Annotated in this window: 9 protein-coding genes and 1 other RNA gene; 5 read left to right on the top strand and 5 right to left on the bottom strand. The window is 71.5% G+C overall.

Annotation, left to right across the window (positions count from 1 at the left end; translation table 11 throughout):
- Positions 1–11: 11 nt before the first annotated feature.
- The gene (locus ACOJV7_RS05380; RefSeq protein WP_420189109.1) at positions 12–965 is read left to right on the top strand and encodes a BadF/BadG/BcrA/BcrD ATPase family protein; all 954 of its coding nucleotides are present in this window, start codon (positions 12–14) and stop codon (positions 963–965) included.
- A 43-nt stretch (positions 966–1008) separates the two neighbouring features.
- An RNA gene (gene ffs / locus ACOJV7_RS05375) (signal recognition particle sRNA small type) lies at positions 1009–1105 on the top strand.
- Positions 1106–1140: 35 nt separating this feature from the next.
- Here ffs and ACOJV7_RS05370 read toward each other — a convergent pair.
- From ACOJV7_RS05370 to ACOJV7_RS05355, 4 genes are all read right to left on the bottom strand, one after another.
- Positions 1141–1857 (bottom strand): DsbA family oxidoreductase, encoded by a 717-nt coding sequence (locus tag ACOJV7_RS05370; protein ID WP_420189108.1) that lies wholly within the window; start codon positions 1855–1857, stop codon positions 1141–1143.
- 91 nt (positions 1858–1948) lie between these two features.
- Entirely contained in the window at positions 1949–2458 is a 510-nt protein-coding gene (locus ACOJV7_RS05365) for an Hsp20/alpha crystallin family protein (RefSeq protein ID WP_420189107.1), read from the bottom strand.
- A 144-nt stretch (positions 2459–2602) separates the two neighbouring features.
- Positions 2603–3784, bottom strand: a complete 1182-nt coding sequence (locus ACOJV7_RS05360; protein WP_420189106.1) for an alpha/beta-hydrolase family protein — start codon at positions 3782–3784, stop codon at positions 2603–2605.
- Positions 3781–4428 (bottom strand): hypothetical protein, encoded by a 648-nt coding sequence (locus tag ACOJV7_RS05355; RefSeq protein WP_420189105.1) that lies wholly within the window; start codon positions 4426–4428, stop codon positions 3781–3783. Before ACOJV7_RS05355 ends, ACOJV7_RS05360 begins: the two co-directional genes overlap by 4 nt.
- Before the next feature lie 165 nt (positions 4429–4593).
- On the opposite strand from ACOJV7_RS05355, the gene ACOJV7_RS05350 reads away from it, so the two are divergent.
- Both ACOJV7_RS05350 and ACOJV7_RS05345 read left to right on the top strand, forming a co-directional pair.
- A complete protein-coding gene (locus tag ACOJV7_RS05350; protein ID WP_420189104.1) occupies positions 4594–5916 on the top strand; it encodes a sensor histidine kinase in 1323 nt (440 codons plus the stop codon).
- On the top strand, positions 5913–6581 hold the full coding sequence (locus ACOJV7_RS05345) for a response regulator (protein ID WP_420189103.1): 669 nt from the start codon (positions 5913–5915) through the stop codon (positions 6579–6581). Before ACOJV7_RS05350 ends, ACOJV7_RS05345 begins: the two co-directional genes overlap by 4 nt.
- A 93-nt stretch (positions 6582–6674) precedes the next feature.
- Here the strand turns inward: ACOJV7_RS05345 and ACOJV7_RS05340 are convergent, their stop codons facing one another.
- Positions 6675–8687, bottom strand: coding sequence for a hypothetical protein (locus ACOJV7_RS05340; RefSeq protein WP_420189102.1), 2013 nt, complete (start codon positions 8685–8687; stop codon positions 6675–6677).
- A gap of 430 nt (positions 8688–9117) precedes the next feature.
- Between ACOJV7_RS05340 and ACOJV7_RS05335 the strand changes: the two genes are divergently transcribed.
- The gene (locus ACOJV7_RS05335) at positions 9118–18930 is read left to right on the top strand and encodes a LamG-like jellyroll fold domain-containing protein (protein WP_420189101.1); all 9813 of its coding nucleotides are present in this window, start codon (positions 9118–9120) and stop codon (positions 18928–18930) included.
- Positions 18931–18976 lie beyond the last annotated feature (46 nt).

Genomic DNA, 18976 nt, shown 5'->3' with positions numbered 1-18976 from the left:
GGCTCGCGCCCGTGAGCGAAGACCGGTCGCCCGCCGTCGTCGGCGTGGACGTGGGTGGGTCGGGCCTTCGCCTGCAGTGCGCGTATGCCGGCGAGCCCGGTCCCGTCCTCACCGCACCCGGGGTGCGGATCGGCTCCGAGGGCGTCGACGTCGGGGCCCTCGCGGCCGACGCCGCAGCCGTGTTGACCGAGCAGGGCGTCGAGGACGTGACCGCCGTGTGCTGGTCGCAGCGCGGGCTGCTCTACCTCTCGGACCCGCGCGAGGTCGTGCGGGTCGTGTCGACGACGCTGCGAGCGCAGCGCACGGCGGTCGTCAGCGACGCCGTCGCCTCGCTTGTCGGCGCCCTCGGCGGGGTGCGCCCCGGCGCCGTCGTCGCGGCGGGGACGGGTGCGGTGGCGTTCGGGTCGGACTTCGGGTCCGCCGACACGTCCGTGTGGCGGCTCGTCGACGGCTGGGGCCACGTCCTCGGGGACCGCGGGTCCGCGGCCTGGGTCGGGCTCGAAGGGCTGCGTGCCGGGCTGCGTTTCCACGACGGGCTCCCCGGAGGGTCCGAACGGCTGCTCGTCGCGGGGGAGTCGGCGTTCGGGGCGACCTCGCACTGGCCCCGGCGGCTCATGACCCGGCCCGACGCGCCCGCGGTGCTCGCGTCCTTCGGCCCGCACGTCGCCGAGGCTGCCTCGGCCGACGACCCCGTCGCCGCGGCGATCTGCCGCACGGCGGGCGAGTCCCTCGCCGAGTCGCTGCTCTCGGCGGCCGCCGGCATCGAGTCGCCGGTCCTCGTCGCGACCGGTGGGCTGCTCGCGGCCGAGCCGGTCCGGGCGGCACTCGAGGCAGCGGTGGTGGCCGCCGGGTTCGCGCTCACTGCGGCCGTGGGTGGTGCGCTCGACGGTGCCGTGCACCTGGCCACAGTCCTGGGTGAGACGGGCGCGGTCCCGCGCCACCCGGCATACGTGCACCTCGGCTGACGGGCGAGTTGGAGTCGGCCGCGGGCGGCGGGTTAGACTCGAGCCCGGCACCCCGCGTGGTGGTACCTCACTGAACTCCCCCAGGGCAGGAATGCAGCAAGGGCAGGTGAGCTCTTCCAGGTACGCGGGGTGTCTTCGCGTTCCCGGGGTGGGCCCGGATCGCAAGCAGTTGGGGTCAGGCGCCGCAGGCGCAGCCGCCCTCGCACCCGCCGCAGCCGCCGCGGGCCTCGGGCGCGTTGTGCCGGTCCTCCCAGACGAGCTCGAGAGCGCGGAGCAGTCCGTCGACGGGCTGGGCGCCGGTGACGGCGAACTTCTGGTCGAGGACGTAGGTCGGGACGGCCGTGATGCCGATCTGGTTGGCGGTGGCCTCGTCGGCGCGCACGTCGTAGCCGAAGGCGTCGGAGCCGAGCACCTCGCGCACGTCCTTCTCGCCGAGCCCGCCCTCGACGGCGAGGCGGACGAGGGTGTCGGTGTCGCCGAGCGCGGCGCCCTCGGAGTACCACCCACGCATGACGCGCTCGGTCACCGGCACCTCGAGGCCGCGGGCGCGTGCGAGGTGGAGCACGCGGTGGGCGTCGAAGGAGCTGCCCCCGACCACCTTGTCCCACTGGAAGTCGAGGCCGATCTCCGCGGCGTCGGCGGCCATGGACTCGTGCTGGGCCACCATCTCCTCGCGGGAGCGGCCGTACTTCGCGGCGATGCGGTCGACGTTGGACCCCTCGACGACGGCAGGGGCGTTGCGGTCGAGCTGGTAGCTGTGCCAGACGACCTCGACGTCGCGCGGCTCACCCGGCTCGGCGGCCGCGAGGAACTGCTCCACGGCGAGCTCGAGCCGGCGCCGTCCCACGTGGCAGAACGGGCAGACGAGGTCGAACCAGACATCGATGCGCATGGCCACGACGATACGTCGGAGGCCCGACGGCTCCTGCCGTCGGGCCTCCACGGGGGCCGGGCCGACTGCGTGCCGTCCGGCGCGGTCGGACTCAGGCAGAGGCCGCCTGGGGCGACTCGTCCGAGCCGGCCTGCGACTGTCCGCCCCCGCCGTCGCGGGACTCGATGCGGCGCTGCGAGCCTCCGCCCGAGCCGCCGTGGGAGACGCTGATCCGGCGTGGCTTCGCCTCCTCGGCGACGGGGATGGTGAGGCTGAGGACGCCGTCGCGGTAGTCGGCCTCGATCCGGTCGAGGGCGAGCCCGCGGCCCAGGGAGAGCTGGCGGGCGAAGGTGCCGCTCGGGCGCTCGCGCGACAGCCACTGGGCGTCGTCGGCCTCGGGTGCGTTGCGCTGGGCGCGCACGGTGAGGGTGCGGTCCTCGACGTCGATGTCGATGCTCTCCGGGTCGACACCGGGCAGGTCGATGTGCGCGACGAACGTCTCGCCGGACCGGTAGAGGTCCATCGGCATGACCGCGCCGGCGTTGCCCGAGGCGCTCCCGCGCAGGGTCTCGCCGAAGAGGCGGTCGAGGGTCCGGAACGGGTCGTGGGCGGTGGTGCTCATGGGTCGTGCTCCTTCGATGAACGGGAGGTCCTGCCGGACCTCGGCGGTGGCCTTTCTTGAGTGAGAGCCGCTCAACTTCGTGCTCGTTTCCTGTTGTAACCCCGACTCCGGAGTTCCGTCAAGTGACCTCGGGCCGTGGCGCCCTCAGCACGTCCGGAGGCGCGTCGGCTGGTCGTCGCCGTAGCGGTGGCCGGCCCCGGCGGGCACGGCGAGGGAGGCGACGACATCGGCTGCGGCGTGCACCCCGGAGACCACCGGCAGCCACGGCCGGTCGGTGTCCGAGGGGATGAGGACCAGCGCCGGCCGCGCGTGGACGATGGGGTCGTCGACGTTCGCCGCGACGGTCTCGCGCGGCAGCCCGGTGCGTCCGCCGCCCGGCGTCCCGAGCCAGAAGGTCGAGCACACGGTCTCGCGCAGGTGCGACGCGTCCGCCGCGAGGAGCGCGGCCTGTCCCGCGGTCGCGCCGAGGCTCTCGCCGACGACGTGGAGCTGCGGCCGTCCTGCCTCCGGCAGGGCGTCGACCGCGGCCGTCACCTCGTCGAGCAGCGCGCGGGCCCCGGCGACCGCCCCCTCCCGGTCGAGGAGGAAGGCCATCCAGCTCGGCCGCGTGTCGTACTGCATCGACACCGTCGCCACGTCGGCGCCGAAGCGTCGTTCGAGCCCGGCGACGAACTCGGGGTTGACCCAGCCGGACCCGGTCGGGATCGCGACGACGAGGTGGTCGCGGTCGAGGCCACCTGCAGCCCGGAGCCGGTCGACGGCGATCCGTGCGCGAGCCGCGTCGTCCGCCGAGTCGTCGAGGCCGGCATACGCCCTGACGGCACCGACGCCCGAGGGTGCCAGGAGCACCTGGTCGCTCACGGGTGCCGCCGCCTGCGCGCTCGCCGGCGCGAACGTCGAGACGGCGAGCCCGGTCACGATCGCCGCACCGCGACGGGACCACCGGGTGCGCCGTCGCCACGCGGCTCGCACCCCGAGACCGGCACCGACGAGGAGGGCCGCCGTCCCGAGGGCGGTGAGACCGTCGGTCGTCGACAGCGGCGCCATGCCGATCCGGGCGCGCATCGTGTCCTGCGTCGTCACCGCGAGGAGCCCGACGTATGCCGTGAGCGCACCTCCCAGCGCGACAGCCGCCTGCCGCGCGCGGCCGGTGAGGCGCGGCACGGGTCCGGCCACCCGCCGGACGAGGGGCAGGACGACGAGCAGCGAGAGCACGAGGAGCACGCCGACGGCGACGGGCTGCGCGGGCAGGAGTGACGGGAAGGTCGCGGCGCCGAGGGCCACCGGCACGGCGAGTGCCGTCGACGCGCGGGGGAGGCGGTTCACCGGGCACCACCCGAGGTGCGGCGAGGAGCGCGCCCGGCGGTCCGGCGTCCAGTGGCGAGCCCGACGCCGCCGGCGAGGGCGACTCCGGCTGCGACCGCCGGCGCCACGGTGAGCGGCGACTCCGCCTCGGGCGCGACGTCGCCCTGGCGGACCGAGTTGAGGCGCACGAAGCCGTGGGCGATCTCCGCCCAGGCCCGACAGGTCGCCAGCCCGACCGCGTCCTGACGCACCGAGCACGACGCGGCGAGCTCGGTCCGGAGCCGGTCGTCGACGGCCCGGCGCGCGACGGGAGGCAGGGCGTGACCGGACCGGCCGGCATACCGGAGCAGGTCGTATCCCAGGTCGTGCTGGCGGCAGGCCGCCGTGAACTCCGGCGGCAGCGGCACGGGGGAGGAGCAGTCGCCGGACGGGTCGCCGAGCAGCCCGTCGGTGACGGCCGGCTCGTAGCCGAAGCGGCGAGGAAAGTCCGCCGGGAGTGCGGCGCTCGCGAGCCGGGGCGGCTGCGTGACGAGGGCGGCGAGCCCGCGGGCGGCCGCCGGGTCGGGGGTGGACAGGGACGAGGCAGCGGGCGCGACCAGCAGCCCGACGGCGGTGGCGAGACCGCTGACGACGACGACGCGCAGGGCGAGGGCTCTCGTGGACATGCCGCCCACACTCGGAGCGCAGGGCACTCGCGGTCGTCGCCCTGCGGTGCCGTCCGGGGGTGCGACGACGGGGTGGTGGGTGTGGGTCGGTGATACCCCGGAGTGACCCCCGGTTCACCCCGTCGTATGACGACGCGGCGCTCGCCGCTCCCTAGGGTTGTGCGCATGGTCGGAGGACGAGTGGTGAGGGCCGGCGGGCGTGCGTCCCGCCGGTTCGCCGTGGGTTCGGCGCGCAGGCTGCGCCCCCTCGGCCGGCCGTTGCTTCGTGCCGCTCGGGCCGTGGCGGGTCACAGCGACCTCGCCCTGGGGGTGCTGGCTCTGCTCGTCTTCGCCATCGCGTGGTCGACGATCCGGCCGTGGCACGACGTCCCCGCCTCACTGCTTCCGGTGCTCGCGCTCTGCGAGGTCGTGCCGCTCGTGCTGCTCCGCCGGGCGCCGTTCGTCGGGTGGGCCGTCGCGGCCATCTCGTCGGTGCTGTGGTGGTCCGTCGTCCCGGCGGGTCCCGAGGTGCCGCCGATGCCGTGGCCGGTCGTCCAGTTCCTCGTGCTGCTCGCCACCGTCGTCGCCGTCGGTCTCTGGGGCCGCTGGCGCGAGGTGCCCGTGGTCGTCGCGGCGACCGGAGTCCTGCTCCTCGCGGCAATGCCGGACGGTCTCAAGCCGTGGGCGCTCGGCCAGGCACTCGTCATGGGTGTCGCCCTGCTCGTGCGGTGGCTCGTCATCTCCCGCCGCCAGATCGCGGTTCAGCAGGACGAGGTCGAGACCGAGCGGGCGCGGCGGGCCGTGGTCGAGGAGCGCAGCCGGATCGCGCGCGAGCTCCACGACGTCGTGGCGCACCACATGTCGATGATCGTCGTCCAGGCCCAGAGTGCCCCACTGCGCCACGGTGTCGACGACCCCGCCGTCGCCGCCGAGTTCTTGGCGATCGAGGGCTCCGCGCGGCAGGCCCTCACCGAGGTGCGCTCGGTCCTCGGCGTGCTGCGGGACGAGCAGGGACCGGTCGAGACCGCGCCGCAGCCGGACCTCTCCCGCCTGCCGGCCCTCGTCGAGTCGTCACGAGCGGCCGGTATGCCGCTCACGTCCCGTCTGCGGGTCGACCCCGCCGAGGTGCCCCCGGGGACCGCGCTCGTTCTCTATCGCGTCGCGCAGGAGTCGCTCGCCAACGCTGCCCGGCACGCGCCCGGAGCCGCCGTCGAGCTCACCCTCGAGGAGGACGCCGGCTGGGCGCGGCTCATGGTGCGCAGCTCCGCCCCATCCCCCGCTGCCAGCGTCCGCAACTCTGGGGGCCATGGGCCCCACCGTGCCGGACGCAACGGGGAGCACGACGGCGCCGCAGCGGTGGACGGGAACGGTGGCAACGGCATACGGGGCATGTCGGAACGGGTTCGCGCGGTCGGCGGCACGTTCGAGGCGGAGCCGGTGGGTGAGGGGTTCGTCGTCGTCGCGACCGTCCCGCTCGTCGGCCGGCCGCATGTCGCGGGGCTGGCATGAGCGAGGTCATCACGGTCGTCGTCGTCGACGACCAGGCGATGGTGCGGCAGGGGCTTGGTGCGCTGCTCGGTGCCCAGCCGGACATCCGCGTCGTGGGGGAGGCCGCCGATGGCGCCGAGGCGGTCCGCGAGGTGGCGCGTCTGCGCCCCGACGTCGTTCTCATGGACGTCCGTATGCCGGAGGTCAACGGCCTCGACGCCGCCGCCACGATCCTCGCGTCGGCCAGCCCGCACAGACCGCATGTCCTCATGCTCACGACCTTCGACGTCGACGACTACGTCTACGAGGCGCTGCGCATCGGGGCGAGTGGGTTCCTGCTGAAGGACGCGCCCGCGGAGGAGCTCGCGCGTGCGGTTCGCGTTGTGGCACAGGGGGACTCACTCCTGGCGCCGTCGGTGACGAAGCGGCTCATCGCCGAGGTGACGCGCACGCGATCCGGGGTGCCGCGACAGTCGGCACGGCTGCGGGAGCTCACTCCACGCGAGCTCGAGGTGCTCGAGCTCGTCGCGCGCGGTCTCTCCAACACCGAGATCGCCGACCGGCTCTTCGTCGCCGAGCAGACGGTCAAGACCCACGTGTCGCGCGTCTTCACCAAGCTCGGGCTGCGTGACCGGGCGCAGGCGGTCGTCTTCGCCTACGAGCACGGCGTCGTCACCGCCGGCTGACCGGCGCGGGGAGCGGACGGGCCGACGCGGGCGAGGCCTGATGCCTCGCCCGCGTCGGTGTGCGGGGTCAGGATCGGTGTCGGTCCCACCGGGTCACTTGGAGGGGTGGACCTTGCTCTTCGTCACGCTGAAGGTCGGCGACACGGGACCCGCGGAACGGTTGGCCGCATCGCTGAGCCGGTAGATGTAGACCTCGCCAGGTCGCGGGTAGGACGTGATGCCCCACACCTGGCCCAGGTCCGTCGAGTAGACGAACGGCGTCGGGTCCGCGACGTAGACGGTCGGGTCGCCGGGGATGGCCTCCTTGAACGCGTTGAACGTGCCCGAGCCCTGCGCCGACTCCTGCGCATAGACGATCTGCCCGGCGGCGTTGCGCGCAACGACCTCGAGCAGGCCGGAGTTCGGGGCGATCACGGCGCTCGCCGAACCGGCCACCGCGGTGGTGCCGTCGACCGCGGACCAGCCGGCGTCCCAGTTCATCGCAGTGTCCTGACGACGGGTGTGGACGCCGCCGGCGGTGTCGGTGACGAACACCCGCTGCGCCATGCCCGGGTAGGTCACCACGCTGAGCCGTCCCTGTGCACCGGCACCTGGCAGACCCAGGTCGACCCACGGGGTCTTGGCCCGGCTCGTGGAGTAGGTGGAGGTGGACACGGCACCCGCGGCCGTCGTGACGTACATCCGCGCGACGCCATTGCCGGCGTCGGCCAGGGTGATGTGGCTGCCGGGCGCTGCGACGCCGGCGGCGACCTTCTCCCACGCGCGAAACTCGCCGTAGCCGGCGGCGCCGTACTGCATGCGGACCCAGACCGAACCCTGCTCGTCGGTCGCCGCGAGGACCGTCTCGCCCGTCGACAGGTCGACGGCCGTCGGTGCACCCAGCATCGCCCCGCCGTGGTCGAGGAAGTCACCCGGGACGCCGCCGCCCGCAGTGGTCTCCTCCTTGCCGAGCACGGTCCCGGTGGTGGAGTGCCCGTAGACGCTCACCTTCTGCGAGCCGCGGTCGACGACCGCCGGCGGTCCGGCAAAGGCAGTCGTGCCGTGGATGGGAGTCCACTGGGGGGACATGTCAGCGGTCGAGGGGATGTAGCCCCACCACAAGCGGCCGATGTTGTCGACGTAGGAGAGGTAGACCTTCTTGGTCGAGGTGCTCGCGGCGACGACGGGACTGTTCTGCGTGATGGGCACGTTCGGGTTCGTCACGACCATGTTGGTCCGGCGGCACGCGTCGGCGAAGCCGGTGACGGTTCGGAAGTCGTCCCACCCGCTGGTCCCGACCTGGTCGCCCGACACGGGCCATGAGGGCTCGGGCGACACGGCGGACTCGTTGTGCCGGTAGTGGAACAGCGCGCCCGGGTCAGGCTTCACCGCGAAGGTGACGTCGCCACCGATCGAGAAGTTCTTCTTGAAGATCTGCCAGCCCCCACCGACCTTGACGCGACTGCCGACGAGGCGACGGCTCGTGTCGTCGTAGCGGAAGCGATAGAGGTCACCGGTCTTGGTCCGCGCGTAGATCGCGGCACCGTCGGAGGTCCAGATCTGGTCGTAGGTCGTCGTCACGAAGCCGGTGTCGACCACCTCGCGGTAGATCGGCCACTTCTTCGTGGTGAAGTCGTACTTGTAGCGCATGATGACGCCATTGCCGTCGATGACGAAGATGTTGTTGTTGGCGTCGACCGCGCGCAAACGGTCGCTCGTGTCGCTCGTCGAGCCGAAGTCGACGTTGGCGACGCCGTCGGGCCCCTTGAGCTGGGTCCCGGCCATCGTCATCTTGTTGGTCGCAGCGTCGTAGCGCCAGGCGAACAGGGTGCCGTCGGCCTTCCAGCCCCAGATGTAGCCCGAGCCACCGGCGTGGACCCAGTACGGCGACCAGCCGGTGCCGATGGAGACCCGCGTGCCGATGACGGCCGACGTCGTGCCGGCCTTCGTCACCGGGTAGCGCCAGAGCGTCCCGGTGGTCGTCGCGTCGTTGCCGAGGATGTAGCCGGTCGTGTTGCACGACCAGGTGTCGGCGGCCTGGGACGGGGCGGCCGTGGTGACGAGGGCGCCGAGGGCGGTGGCACCGACCACCACCGCCGCCCAAGGCTTGGGAAGGGACGTTCGCATGGTCGGGAGACCTTTCGGGATGGGATGGGGGCGAGGTCCGTGGGAGTCGGCGGACCGCCCTCGAGAAGGGCACGCCGCAGGTGCCGGGCACACCCCTCGTCCAGGGTCGGAGGAGCGGCGGTGGCCGGCGCTGCGGGCCCCCAAGAGCTCAGATCTCCCGCCGCGGCGTCCGTATCTGACCACAGGCCCGCAGCGGCATCGGACTTCTTGACCGAACCTTTGCCAGATCCTGAACCTCATGACCGTGGGCAAAGACACAAGGTGCCTTCCGGCTGCGACGTGAGGTTGTCGCAGCCGAGAACTGACCAGGAATTTACCCACCCCTGACCCGGAGCATTCCCACTTCTGTTCCGAGCGAAAGTACGTTCCGATGGCCATCGCTCGGGGTGGGGTACTGAGGGGATTCATCGTGTCAGGTTCTCGTTCTTTCGTGCGCGCTCGCACGCTCGTCTTCTCGTCGTTCGCGGCCCTGCTGCTGGTCCCCACGAGCGTGAGCCTCACGCCTCAGGCGCAGGCAGACGAGGCGCCGTACGAGGTCCACGGGTCGGCGTTGCCGCGCCAGCAGTCCGGCAGCGCGGCAGGGCGCCCCCACGAGGTCGGCGGCCGGTCCAACACCACGGTTCCTCCCTCGCAGCGGGGTCTCTACCCCACGCTCCACGTGCCAGACCGGTCGCCCGGCGCGAAGCGGACGCCGACCGCTGGCAAGGCTGCCGCCCGCGTCCCTTTTGACCCGTCCCGCGCAACGGAGGTGACCGCCCTGCGTGGGCGCCACCAGCGGGTCTTCGCGAACCCCGACGGTACCCAGACCACGGCCTTCTCGCAGACCCCAGTGCACTACCGCGCCGCCAACGGGACCTGGGAGCCGGTGCGTCCGGAGCTGCGGCCGGGCACTTCGGGCTGGCAGTCCTCGGGTGACTCCGTCACGAGCACCCTTCCAGCCGACCTCGCGACCTCCGGTCCGCGCGTCGATCTCGGTGGCGGCGCCGCCGTGTCGTGGAGGCTCGTCGGCGCCGGAGCCCGCAAGGGGGCGCTCCGTGGCGGCTCGTCGACCGGCTCCGCCGAGGTGACCTACCCCGGTGTCGCGCGGTCGACGGACCTGTCGCTGCGCCCTATCCCGGGTGGCGTCAAGGAGACCATCGTCCTTCGCGACCGCACCGCCCCCCGCGTCTTCGACTTCGAGCTCGACACCCGGGGCGTTACGCCTCGTCTGGTGCGCGGGACGGTCGAGCTCGTCGACGCGTCCGGCACCGTGCGCGGGTCGATGCCGCCCGGGTTCATGACCGAGACGGCCTCCGGGACCGACCCGGCCGAGACCTCGAGCGGTGTGCGCTACGAGCTGCGGCGCCACGGCGCCCGGTCGCTGCTGCGAGTGACGCTCGACGTCGCGTGGCTGCTCGCCGAGGGACGTCGCTTCCCGGTGCTCGTCGACCCCGACGTCATCCAGTCGGAGGGGACGTCGGCAATCTCGGTGCGCGAGGGCAGTGCCGTCCCCGGCGGTAACGAGCTCTACGTCGGCGCGCAGGGCGGCAACAGCTCCGCCGCCTACGTCTCGTTCAAGGACGTCTCGACACAACTGAGGTACCACCGCATCTTCGGCGCCCAACTGTCCGTCGTGAACTTCTCTGCACCCTCGTGCAGCCCGCGTCCGATGACGGTTCACGCCGTGACCGGCGCCTGGTCCGCGAGCGACACGTCGCTGCGCTACCCGGGCCCGGCGTTCACGAGCAAGCCGCTGGCGTCGCAGTCCATGGCCTACGGCTACGTCCCGTTCGGGTCCTCCTCGTCGCCGTGCGCCCCGCGTGCCACCGCCTACGACCTCGGCGCCGCCGGACGTGACCTCGTCCAGGGTTGGGTCAACGACCCCACGCAGAACCGCGGTCTCACCCTGCGGGGCTCCACCTCGGACTCGCAGGCGTGGAAGGTACTCACGGGCACGTCGACCCAGAACCCGCCGACGATGTACGTCACGCACTCGCCCTACAACGCCACCTACCGGATCCCGAGCCCGGTGCCCAACCCGCCGGTCATGCAGAACGCCGACGGCAAGGTCAAGATCCAGGTCACCAACACCTCGGCCATGGCATGGGACTCGGCGAGCTACTACCTCGCCTACACGGCATACAGCGCCCAGACCAACAAGGTCGTGGCGCAGAACCGCGCGGCCAACCTGTCCGGGTCGGTCGCGCGCGGGTCCACGGTGACGCTCGACGCCGTCATCAAGGCCATGCCCGCAGGGTCCTACATCGTCGACTTCACGATGATGCGCACCGGCGGCATCTCGTTCACCGCACAGTCGGTGCCGCCGGCGCGCCTCGTCATCCAGGTGTTCAACACCCCACCCGTGCTCAAGGGCGTCTACCCCGCCAACGGCTACGAGTCGCCGACCCTGACGCCGACCCTGTGGGGCGAGGCGACCGACCTCGACGCGCCTCGCGCGGGCATGACCTACGCGTTCAAGATCTGCGAGGTCGACGATGCGGGGATCCCCAGCGGGTGCACCACCTCGGCCTACCAGACCGCTTTCTCCTACCAGGTCCCCGCAGGGCGCCTCGTCTGGAACAAGACCTACCAGTGGACGGCGCTCGTCAAGGACTCCAACGCCGCGGTGACGACCGGCCCGGCCGTCACCCTCCTCGCGAACGTGCCGCAGCCGGCGCTGACGACCGCCGCGGCCACGTCGCAGGGGAAGCAGTACGACCACGTGAGCGGTGCCTTCTCGACCGCGGCGACCGATGCGCCCGTGACGACGGTGGGTCACGGCCTCACCGTCGAGCGGACCTACAACAGTCACGACGCCCGGACCACGAACGCCTTCGGCGCCGGCTGGTCGTCGCGCTACGACATGCGCGTGCAGGCAGAGTCGACGGGCAACCTGCTCGTCACGCTGCAGGACGGGTCGGCGGTCCGCTTCGGCCGCAACGCAGACGGCACGTTCGCGCCGCCGCGAGGCCAGAAGCTGTCCCTCGTCGCGTCCACCGTCAACGGAGTGCTCACCGGCTACACCCTCAAGGACCTCAGCGGCACGACCTACACGTTCGGCAGCACCGGCCTCCTGACCACCGCCAAGCCCGCCCTCGGCGCGGCGACGACCTACACCTGGGCCGGTGGCGTCCTCACCAAGGCCTACAACTCGATCTCGAAGCGCTCCCTGGTCCTCACGTGGACCAACGGGCACGTCACCAAGGTCTCGACGGACCCGGTGGGTGGAACGCCGCTGTCGTGGACCTACACCTACTCCGGCCACTCGCTGACCTCGGTCTGTGGCCCCGACGCGAACTGCGTCCGGTATGCCGTCGCGCCCGGTTCGCTCTACCGGACGGGCGTGTCGACGAGTAGGCCCGAGTCCCACTGGCGACTTGGTGAGACCGAGGGCACGACCGCACACAGCGACGTGGCCGTCAACCTCGGCAAGGACGCCGCGACCTATGTCGGTGCGACCCTCGGCGCCGGCAGCAGCATGGCCGGAAGCCCCGACCGCAGCGTCATGCTCGGCGGCCAGAACACCTCGGTGGCCCTGCCCAAGGGTGTCGTCCGCAAGAACCGCGAGCTGTCGGTCGAGCTGTGGTTCAAGACCTCGACCCAAGGTCTGGCCGCGCCCCTGCTTGGCTACCAGGACAAGGCGCTCGGCACGACGTCCACGTCCGGCGTGCCGGTCCTCTACGTCGGCTCGGACGGCAAGCTGCGCGGCCAGTTCCGGACCCCGGCCGCGCCCGCGCCGGTCACGTCGGTCGCGCGTGTGGACGACCAGGTCTGGCACCACGCCGTGCTCACCTCGAGCGGGTCGACGCAGACGCTCTACCTCGACGGCGCCGTCGTCGGCTCGACCACGGGCGCCCCCGACCACCACCTCCTCGGCTTCAACCAGCTCGGCGCGGCCTACGCGACAGGGACGTGGCCGGCATACGGCACCGGTCAGAAGCACCTCAACGGATGGCTCGACGAGGCAGCGGTCTACGCCAAGCCCCTCACGGCCGCCGAGATCAAGTCGCACTTCGACCTCGGCCGCACGGCGGTCAACCAGGTCACCGAGGTGACCCTCCCGTCGGGGCGGACCAACGCCGAGGTGAGGTACGACGCGGGAACGAACAGGGTCGTCGAGTACACCGACCAGCAGGGCGGGACCTGGAAGATCTCGCCGCCCGCCGTCACGGGCTCCGACACCGACCTGCGTCGCACCGTCTCAGTGAGCGACCCGGCCAACCGTGCCTCGTTCTTCGAGTACGACGCCCTCAGCGGGCAGCTGCTCCGCTCCGGGCAGCCGACCGGCAGCTCTGTACGCCCGGAGGACCGGCCCGTGACGCCGTCGCCGTCGTCGACCCAGAGCGAGTTGTGCTCGACGCCCGACCCGGGTGACCCGAGGTTCTGCGTCATCATCGGTGGCAACGTCGACCCCGTCTTCGTCCTCGTGCCGCTCGAGGGAGTCGCGGTGCGGTCGTACTTCTACGACGCTCAGGGCCGCATGTCGAAGGTGGTCAACGAGAACGGTGCCTGGGTCGACCTCACCTACGACTCCCGGGGCAACGTCAGCTCCGAGAAGTCGTGCCGCGACATCCAGCGGACCGACTGCAGCACGACCTGGACGACCTACGGCTCCGGCTTCACCGACCCGCTCGACCCGCGCTGGGACAAGCCGGTCGAGAAGCGTGACGGTCGCTCCTCCGGGCCGGCCGACAACACGTACCTCACGAGGTACGCATACACCGCGCAGGGCATGCTCCAGTCGCAGACCGCCGCGGACGCAGGCGTGACGTCGACGACCTACAGCACCGGGGCCGAAGTCGCGTGGGGTGGAGGCAATGTCCCCGCGGGACTCCCGCTGACGACGACCGACCCGCGCAACCAGGTCACGCGGTTCGCCTACCTCTCGACCGGTGACCTCGCGCGCATCACCGAGCCGTCGGGGCTCAGCACGGCCTACACCTACGACCCGCTCGGCCGGAAGGTCACCCAGACGGAGATCACGGCGGCCTACCCGAGCGGGCTCACGACCACGTACACCTACGACGCGATGTCGCGGATCACGAGCGAGACCCTGCCGAGGACGACGGACGCGGTCACGGGAGCCGAGCACCAGCGGCGCACACGCACGACCTACGACGCCGACGGCAACTCGCTCACCGTCACCGTCGAGGACCTGCTCGGTGGCGACGAGGCGCGCACGACGACCTACGAGTACGACGACTCCGGGCGGGCCTCGCGCATCATCGACCCCACCAACGCGGAGACGAGCTTCGGCTACGACCGGTTCGGCAACCGCACTTGGATGGTCGACCCGCGCGGCACCCGCATGGAGTACGCCTACACGACACGCAACGCCCCGGCCGAGGAGCGTCTGGCCGAGTCCAACGGGTCCCACACGGTGATGTCGAGCAACGCCTACGACATGGCCGGCCGCCTCGTCCTCACCACCGACGCGATGGGCCGGACGGTGGAGACCGTCTACAACGAGGACGACACCGTCCAGAAGAAGCTGCTCAAGGCCTACGTCCAGCCCGACGGCAGCGAGCGCGACGTCGTGTTGGAGGAGCACACCTACGACAAGGCCGGCTTCGTCGCCAGGACGGTCGGTGCCGACGGCGAGGACGTCACGACGTTCACCCGGGACGCTGTGGGGCGAGTCCTCACGCAGACGCAGGACCCCAGCGGCAGGGCGCACCGGCAGACCCTCACCTACGACCGGGGCGGCAACCCGCTCACAGTCGTCCGCAGCGGCTCGCCGTCCAACGTGCCGTGGCTGACGAGCGTCCAGACCCAGACGACGACCTACCGCTACGACACCGTGGGACGCCGGACCGCCGAGGAGCTGACGAACTCCGACGGCTCGGTGCGCAAGTCGACCTTCGCCTACGACGACCGAGGGCTGCTGACCTCGACCGTGTCGCCGCGTGGCTACGAGGTGGGCAACTCGCCCGCGGCGTTCACGACGGCGTTCGCCCACGACGAGCTCGGACGCGTCATCCGCACGACCGAGCCTCAGCGTGCGGTCGAGCAGGGCGGTGGCGCGCCGACGACGACGGCGCCTGTCTCGCTCGCCGGTTTCAACACCTTCGACGAGGTCACGTCGACCAAGTCACCTGATGGCCGCGTCACCACGTCCGTCTTCGACCGGGTGGGCCGAGTCGTCGAGGCCGCGCAGCCGGCATACACGGCTCCGGGAAGCTCCACGGCGGTGACGCCGAAGGCGACCTACACCTACGACCAGGCCGGCAACCTCGTGAAGAGCACCGACCCCCTCGGACGCGAGTCGACGTCCGAGTACGACCGGCTCGGGCGCGTGCTCAAGCGGACCGAGCCCGCCTCCGGCAGTTCGGGGACGGCGACGTGGACCTACTCCTACACCCCCACCGGCCAGGTCGAGCGGGTCACCGACCCCACGGGTGCGGTGTCCCACGCGACTTACGACCAGTTCGACCGCCAGGTGACCTCCACCCGGGTCGAGCGCTACCCGACGACCGCCAACTTCGTGACGACGTACGCGTACTCGGCCGGTGGCCGGCTCCAGTCGGTGAGGACGCCGACCGGCGCGACGACGCAGTACTCCTACGACACGCTCGGGCAGCTGACCCAGATGACGGACGCCCACGGCGTCAAGCAGACGATGGGCTACGACTTCGTCGGCAACACCGTGCGCTCCACCGACGGCAGCGGGCGCACGACGCGGTCGGACTACGACCTCGTCGGCCAGCTCACGGCGACCTCGGACCTCGACTCGCTCGGCACCGCGGTCCGCACCCAGCGCTACACCTACGACGCCGAGGGCAACATGCTCTCGTCGACGAACCCCGACACGCGAGCGACGACGTACACCTACGACAGCGCTGGACAGCTGGTCCAGCAGGTCGAGCCGGTGTCGGCGACCGAGTCGATGACGACGTCCTTCGGCTACGACGTCGAGGGCCGCAACACCCGGCACACCGACGGCCGGGCCAACAGCACGCTCATGACCTACAACTCGCAGGGTGAGCTCGAGTCGGTCATCGAGCCGGCCACCGCCGCCCACCCGGCGGCCGCCGACCGGACCTGGACCGCGGCCTACGACGTGGCCGGTCAGCCGGTGAGGCTGACGGCGCCCGGCAACGTCGTGCGCGAGCGGACCTACGACGTGGCAGGTCGCGTGACGAAGGAGACTGGCAACGGTGCCGAGGTGGCGACGCGCGACCGGGTCATGGGATACGACGCCGTCGGTCGGATCGTGTCGATGTCGCACCCGCGCGCCACGAACACCTTCACCTACAACGACGCCGGCCAGGTCCTGACGTCGGCGGGGCCCAGTGGCGCCTCGAGTTTCGCCTACGACGAGGACGGCCAGCTGGTCCAGCGCGACGACGCCTCGGGCCAGGCGCGGTTCACCTACGACCGGGGCCGTCTCACGAGTCTCGTCGACCCGGTCACCGGCGGCACGCAGACGATCGGCTATTACGCCGGTGGCGAGGTCATGTCGGTCGACTACGGCCAAGGGCGCAAGCGGTCCTACATTTACGACCCGCTGGGCCGGTTGAGGACTGACGTCCTCAAGAACGGCTCGAGCGCGACGGTCGCGTCGGTCACCTACGGCTACGACGCGCAGGACAACGTGACCTCGAAGGACACGACCGGGTTCGGCGCCTCGGCGCAGAACGTCTACGGCTACGACTACGCGAGTCGGCTGACGTCCTGGGACAAGGACGGCGTGGCCACGCTTTACACGTGGGACAAGTCGGGCAACCGGACCCGCTCCGGCGACCAGGTCTCGACCTACGACGAGCGCAACCGGCTGCTGTCCGACGGTCAGGCGACCTACGAGTACACCGCGCGCGGCACGCTCAAGGCGAGGACGCAGGCGGGCCAGCGGTCCGACCTCACCTTCGACGCCTTCGACCGGATGATCAGCGACAACGGGCGCACCTACACCTACGACGCAGTGGGGCGACTCGACGACGCCGCCGGCACGATGATGTCGTATGCCGGCCTCGGCGCCGATCCCGTTGCGGCGGGCTCCAAGCGCTTCGGTCGGGCCAGTGGCGGCGAGCTGCTCAGCGTGGCTGACGGCACGAACACGAGGGTCGCGATCACCGACCTCCACGGCGACGTCGTGGGTGGCTTCAGCCCGGCCGACGCCACCCTCGGCTCCCTTCCTGACCGCTCGGTCTACGACCCCTGGGGTGCCAAGACGTCGACGGCCGGGTTGGCCTACGGCGTGGGCTTCCAGGGCGACTGGACCGACCCCGCCTCGGGCAAGGTCAACATGGGCGCCCGCTGGTACGAGCCGGGTACGGGGTCGTTCGTCTCGCGCGACAGCGCGTCGTACGCCGGGGGCGCCTCGATCCTCGCCAACAAGTACACGTATGCCGCCGGCAGCCCGGTGACGCTCGACGACCCCGACGGCCGCTGGCCGAGCTGCGGGTGGTGCTCGAAGGTCACTAACGCCGTGGCGTCCGGCTGGAACACGGCGACGCGTGCGGTGTCGACGGCGTGGAACGCCACGACCTCGGCGGTCTCCAGCGGCCTGAGCCGGCTCTACGACTACGGCCGCGCCGCGTGGAACTACACGAAGGCGTTCGTCGTCAAGGCCGCGAGCGCTGCCTGGAACGCCGTCAAGCGTGGGGCTGCCTGGCTCTACGAGAAGGGCAAGCAGGCCGTCAGCTACGTCGTCGACAAGGTCAAGGCCGGCTACAACTGGGTCAAGGACAGGGTGTCGGACGGCGTCGCCTGGGCCAAGCAGCAGGCCGCCGAGGCGGCTCGCCGGGTGTACCAGGCCAAGGTGCGGATCACGCAGGCCGCCAAGGCCGCCGTGGCCTTCGCCGTGAAGCACAACCCGCTGCCGGCGATCAAGGCCGCACTGGCCCCCGTGATGAACGGTGTCATCGCCGTGACCAAGGCGGCGCTGGCCCTGCCGGCGGCCGTCGTGGCGGTGACCCGGGACGTCGTCAAGGCCGCCGCCCAGACCGTGCAGCAGGTCTACAACACGGCGGTGGCTGCCGCCGGTCAGGTCGTCCAGGCCGTCTCGAAGGCGGCGAGTGCCGTCTCGGAGTTCGTCCAGGAGAACAAGGCGGCGATCGCGGGTGTCCTGACGGGCCTCGCCGTCACCGCGGGATGTCTGGCGATCACGGCCGGCGCGGGTAGCGGTGCCTGCGTCGTGGCCGGCATGGCCGCGGGCAACGCGGTCCTGAGCGCCATGAGCTGCCCACCGGGGAGGTCCGTCGCGGGCTGCGCGGCGCGTGGCGCGGTGGTCGGTGCGGTGGCCGGAGTCATCACGGTCGCCTCGGGCGGCACGCTTGGTGGCCTCGTCATCGGCGGCGCGGTCTCGAGCGGCGCCGGGACGGCGCTGGACTCGGCCCTGCAGGGCAAGGGGGTCGATGCCCGCGAGGTCATCAGCTCAGCGGTCATCGGTGCCGCGACCGCAGGCGTCGGCGCCAAGCTCGGCCCGGCCGCCAAGCGCGTCTTCGGTGGATGTGGGGGCAAGAACAGCTTCACCGCCGCCACGCGGGTGAAGATGGCGGACGGATCGACGAAGGCGATCAAGGACGTCCGCCTCGGTGACAAGGTCATGGCGACCGATGCCAGGACGGGGAGGACGAGCGGACGCCTCGTCACCAACCTCATTCGTCATGCGGGCGTCCACGCGATGGTGGCGATCACCCTCGTGGGCGGTGCCGGGGCGGTGCACGCCACCGACGGGCACCCCGTGTACGACGCGACAAAGCAGGAGTACGTCGACGCCTCGTTGCTGCGTGCGGGCGACCAGCTGCGGCTCGACAGCGGGAGGACCATCGAGATTGCCAAGGTCGAGGCCTACCGGGCCGACCTCAAGGCCTACAACCTCACTGTCGACGTCGACCACACGTACTACGTCAAGGCCGACGCCTCAGCGATCAAGGTCCTCGTCCACAACTGTGGCGGGGCAGTGGCCGGCCACTCGAGTCGTTGTGCATGTGCGGTCGGCGATGCTCCGCGCATCTCGCCCAACCCGTGGGGCAAGTTGGGCAGCCCGGCGCACCGAAGAGTGGTCAGCGACGTCAGGGCTGACCTCGAGTCCCAAGGCCTGCGGGTGGAGGCCGAGGTGGAGTTCTCGACTCCCGGCGGCTTCAAGAACAAGCGCTACGCCGACCTTGCGGCATACGACGAGAACGGACTCGTGTCGATCCATCAGGTTGGGCGCCAGACGAAGGGCGGCCTTCCCGTCATGCGAGAGAGCAAGGCCATATGGGACATCTGGTCAGCGATGGATGATGGCGTCGACATTCAGTTCCATCGGTACAACTGACCCATGCTCGTCGGGACGCCACCGCACGGTGACGCGTGAGGAGTTG

It is taken from the genome of Knoellia tibetensis, assembly GCF_048606415.1.
GTDB lineage: Bacteria > Actinomycetota > Actinomycetes > Actinomycetales > Dermatophilaceae > Knoellia > Knoellia tibetensis.
Note: the sequence above shows the minus strand (reverse complement) of the source record. Positions and strands in the feature narration are given on the sequence as shown.

Excerpts from the sequence above, each read along its gene's own strand:
- ACOJV7_RS05370 (WP_420189108.1), bottom strand. The coding sequence starts at position 1,857 with ATGCGCATCGATGTCTGGTTCGACCTCGTCTGCCCGTTCTGCCACGTG.
- ACOJV7_RS05340 (WP_420189102.1), bottom strand. The coding sequence starts at position 8,687 with ATGCGAACGTCCCTTCCCAAGCCTTGGGCGGCGGTGGTGGTCGGTGCC.
- ACOJV7_RS05355 (WP_420189105.1), bottom strand. The coding sequence starts at position 4,428 with ATGTCCACGAGAGCCCTCGCCCTGCGCGTCGTCGTCGTCAGCGGTCTC.
- ACOJV7_RS05350 (WP_420189104.1), top strand. The coding sequence starts at position 4,594 with ATGGTCGGAGGACGAGTGGTGAGGGCCGGCGGGCGTGCGTCCCGCCGG.
- ACOJV7_RS05365 (WP_420189107.1), bottom strand. The coding sequence starts at position 2,458 with ATGAGCACCACCGCCCACGACCCGTTCCGGACCCTCGACCGCCTCTTC.
- ACOJV7_RS05345 (WP_420189103.1), top strand. The coding sequence starts at position 5,913 with ATGAGCGAGGTCATCACGGTCGTCGTCGTCGACGACCAGGCGATGGTG.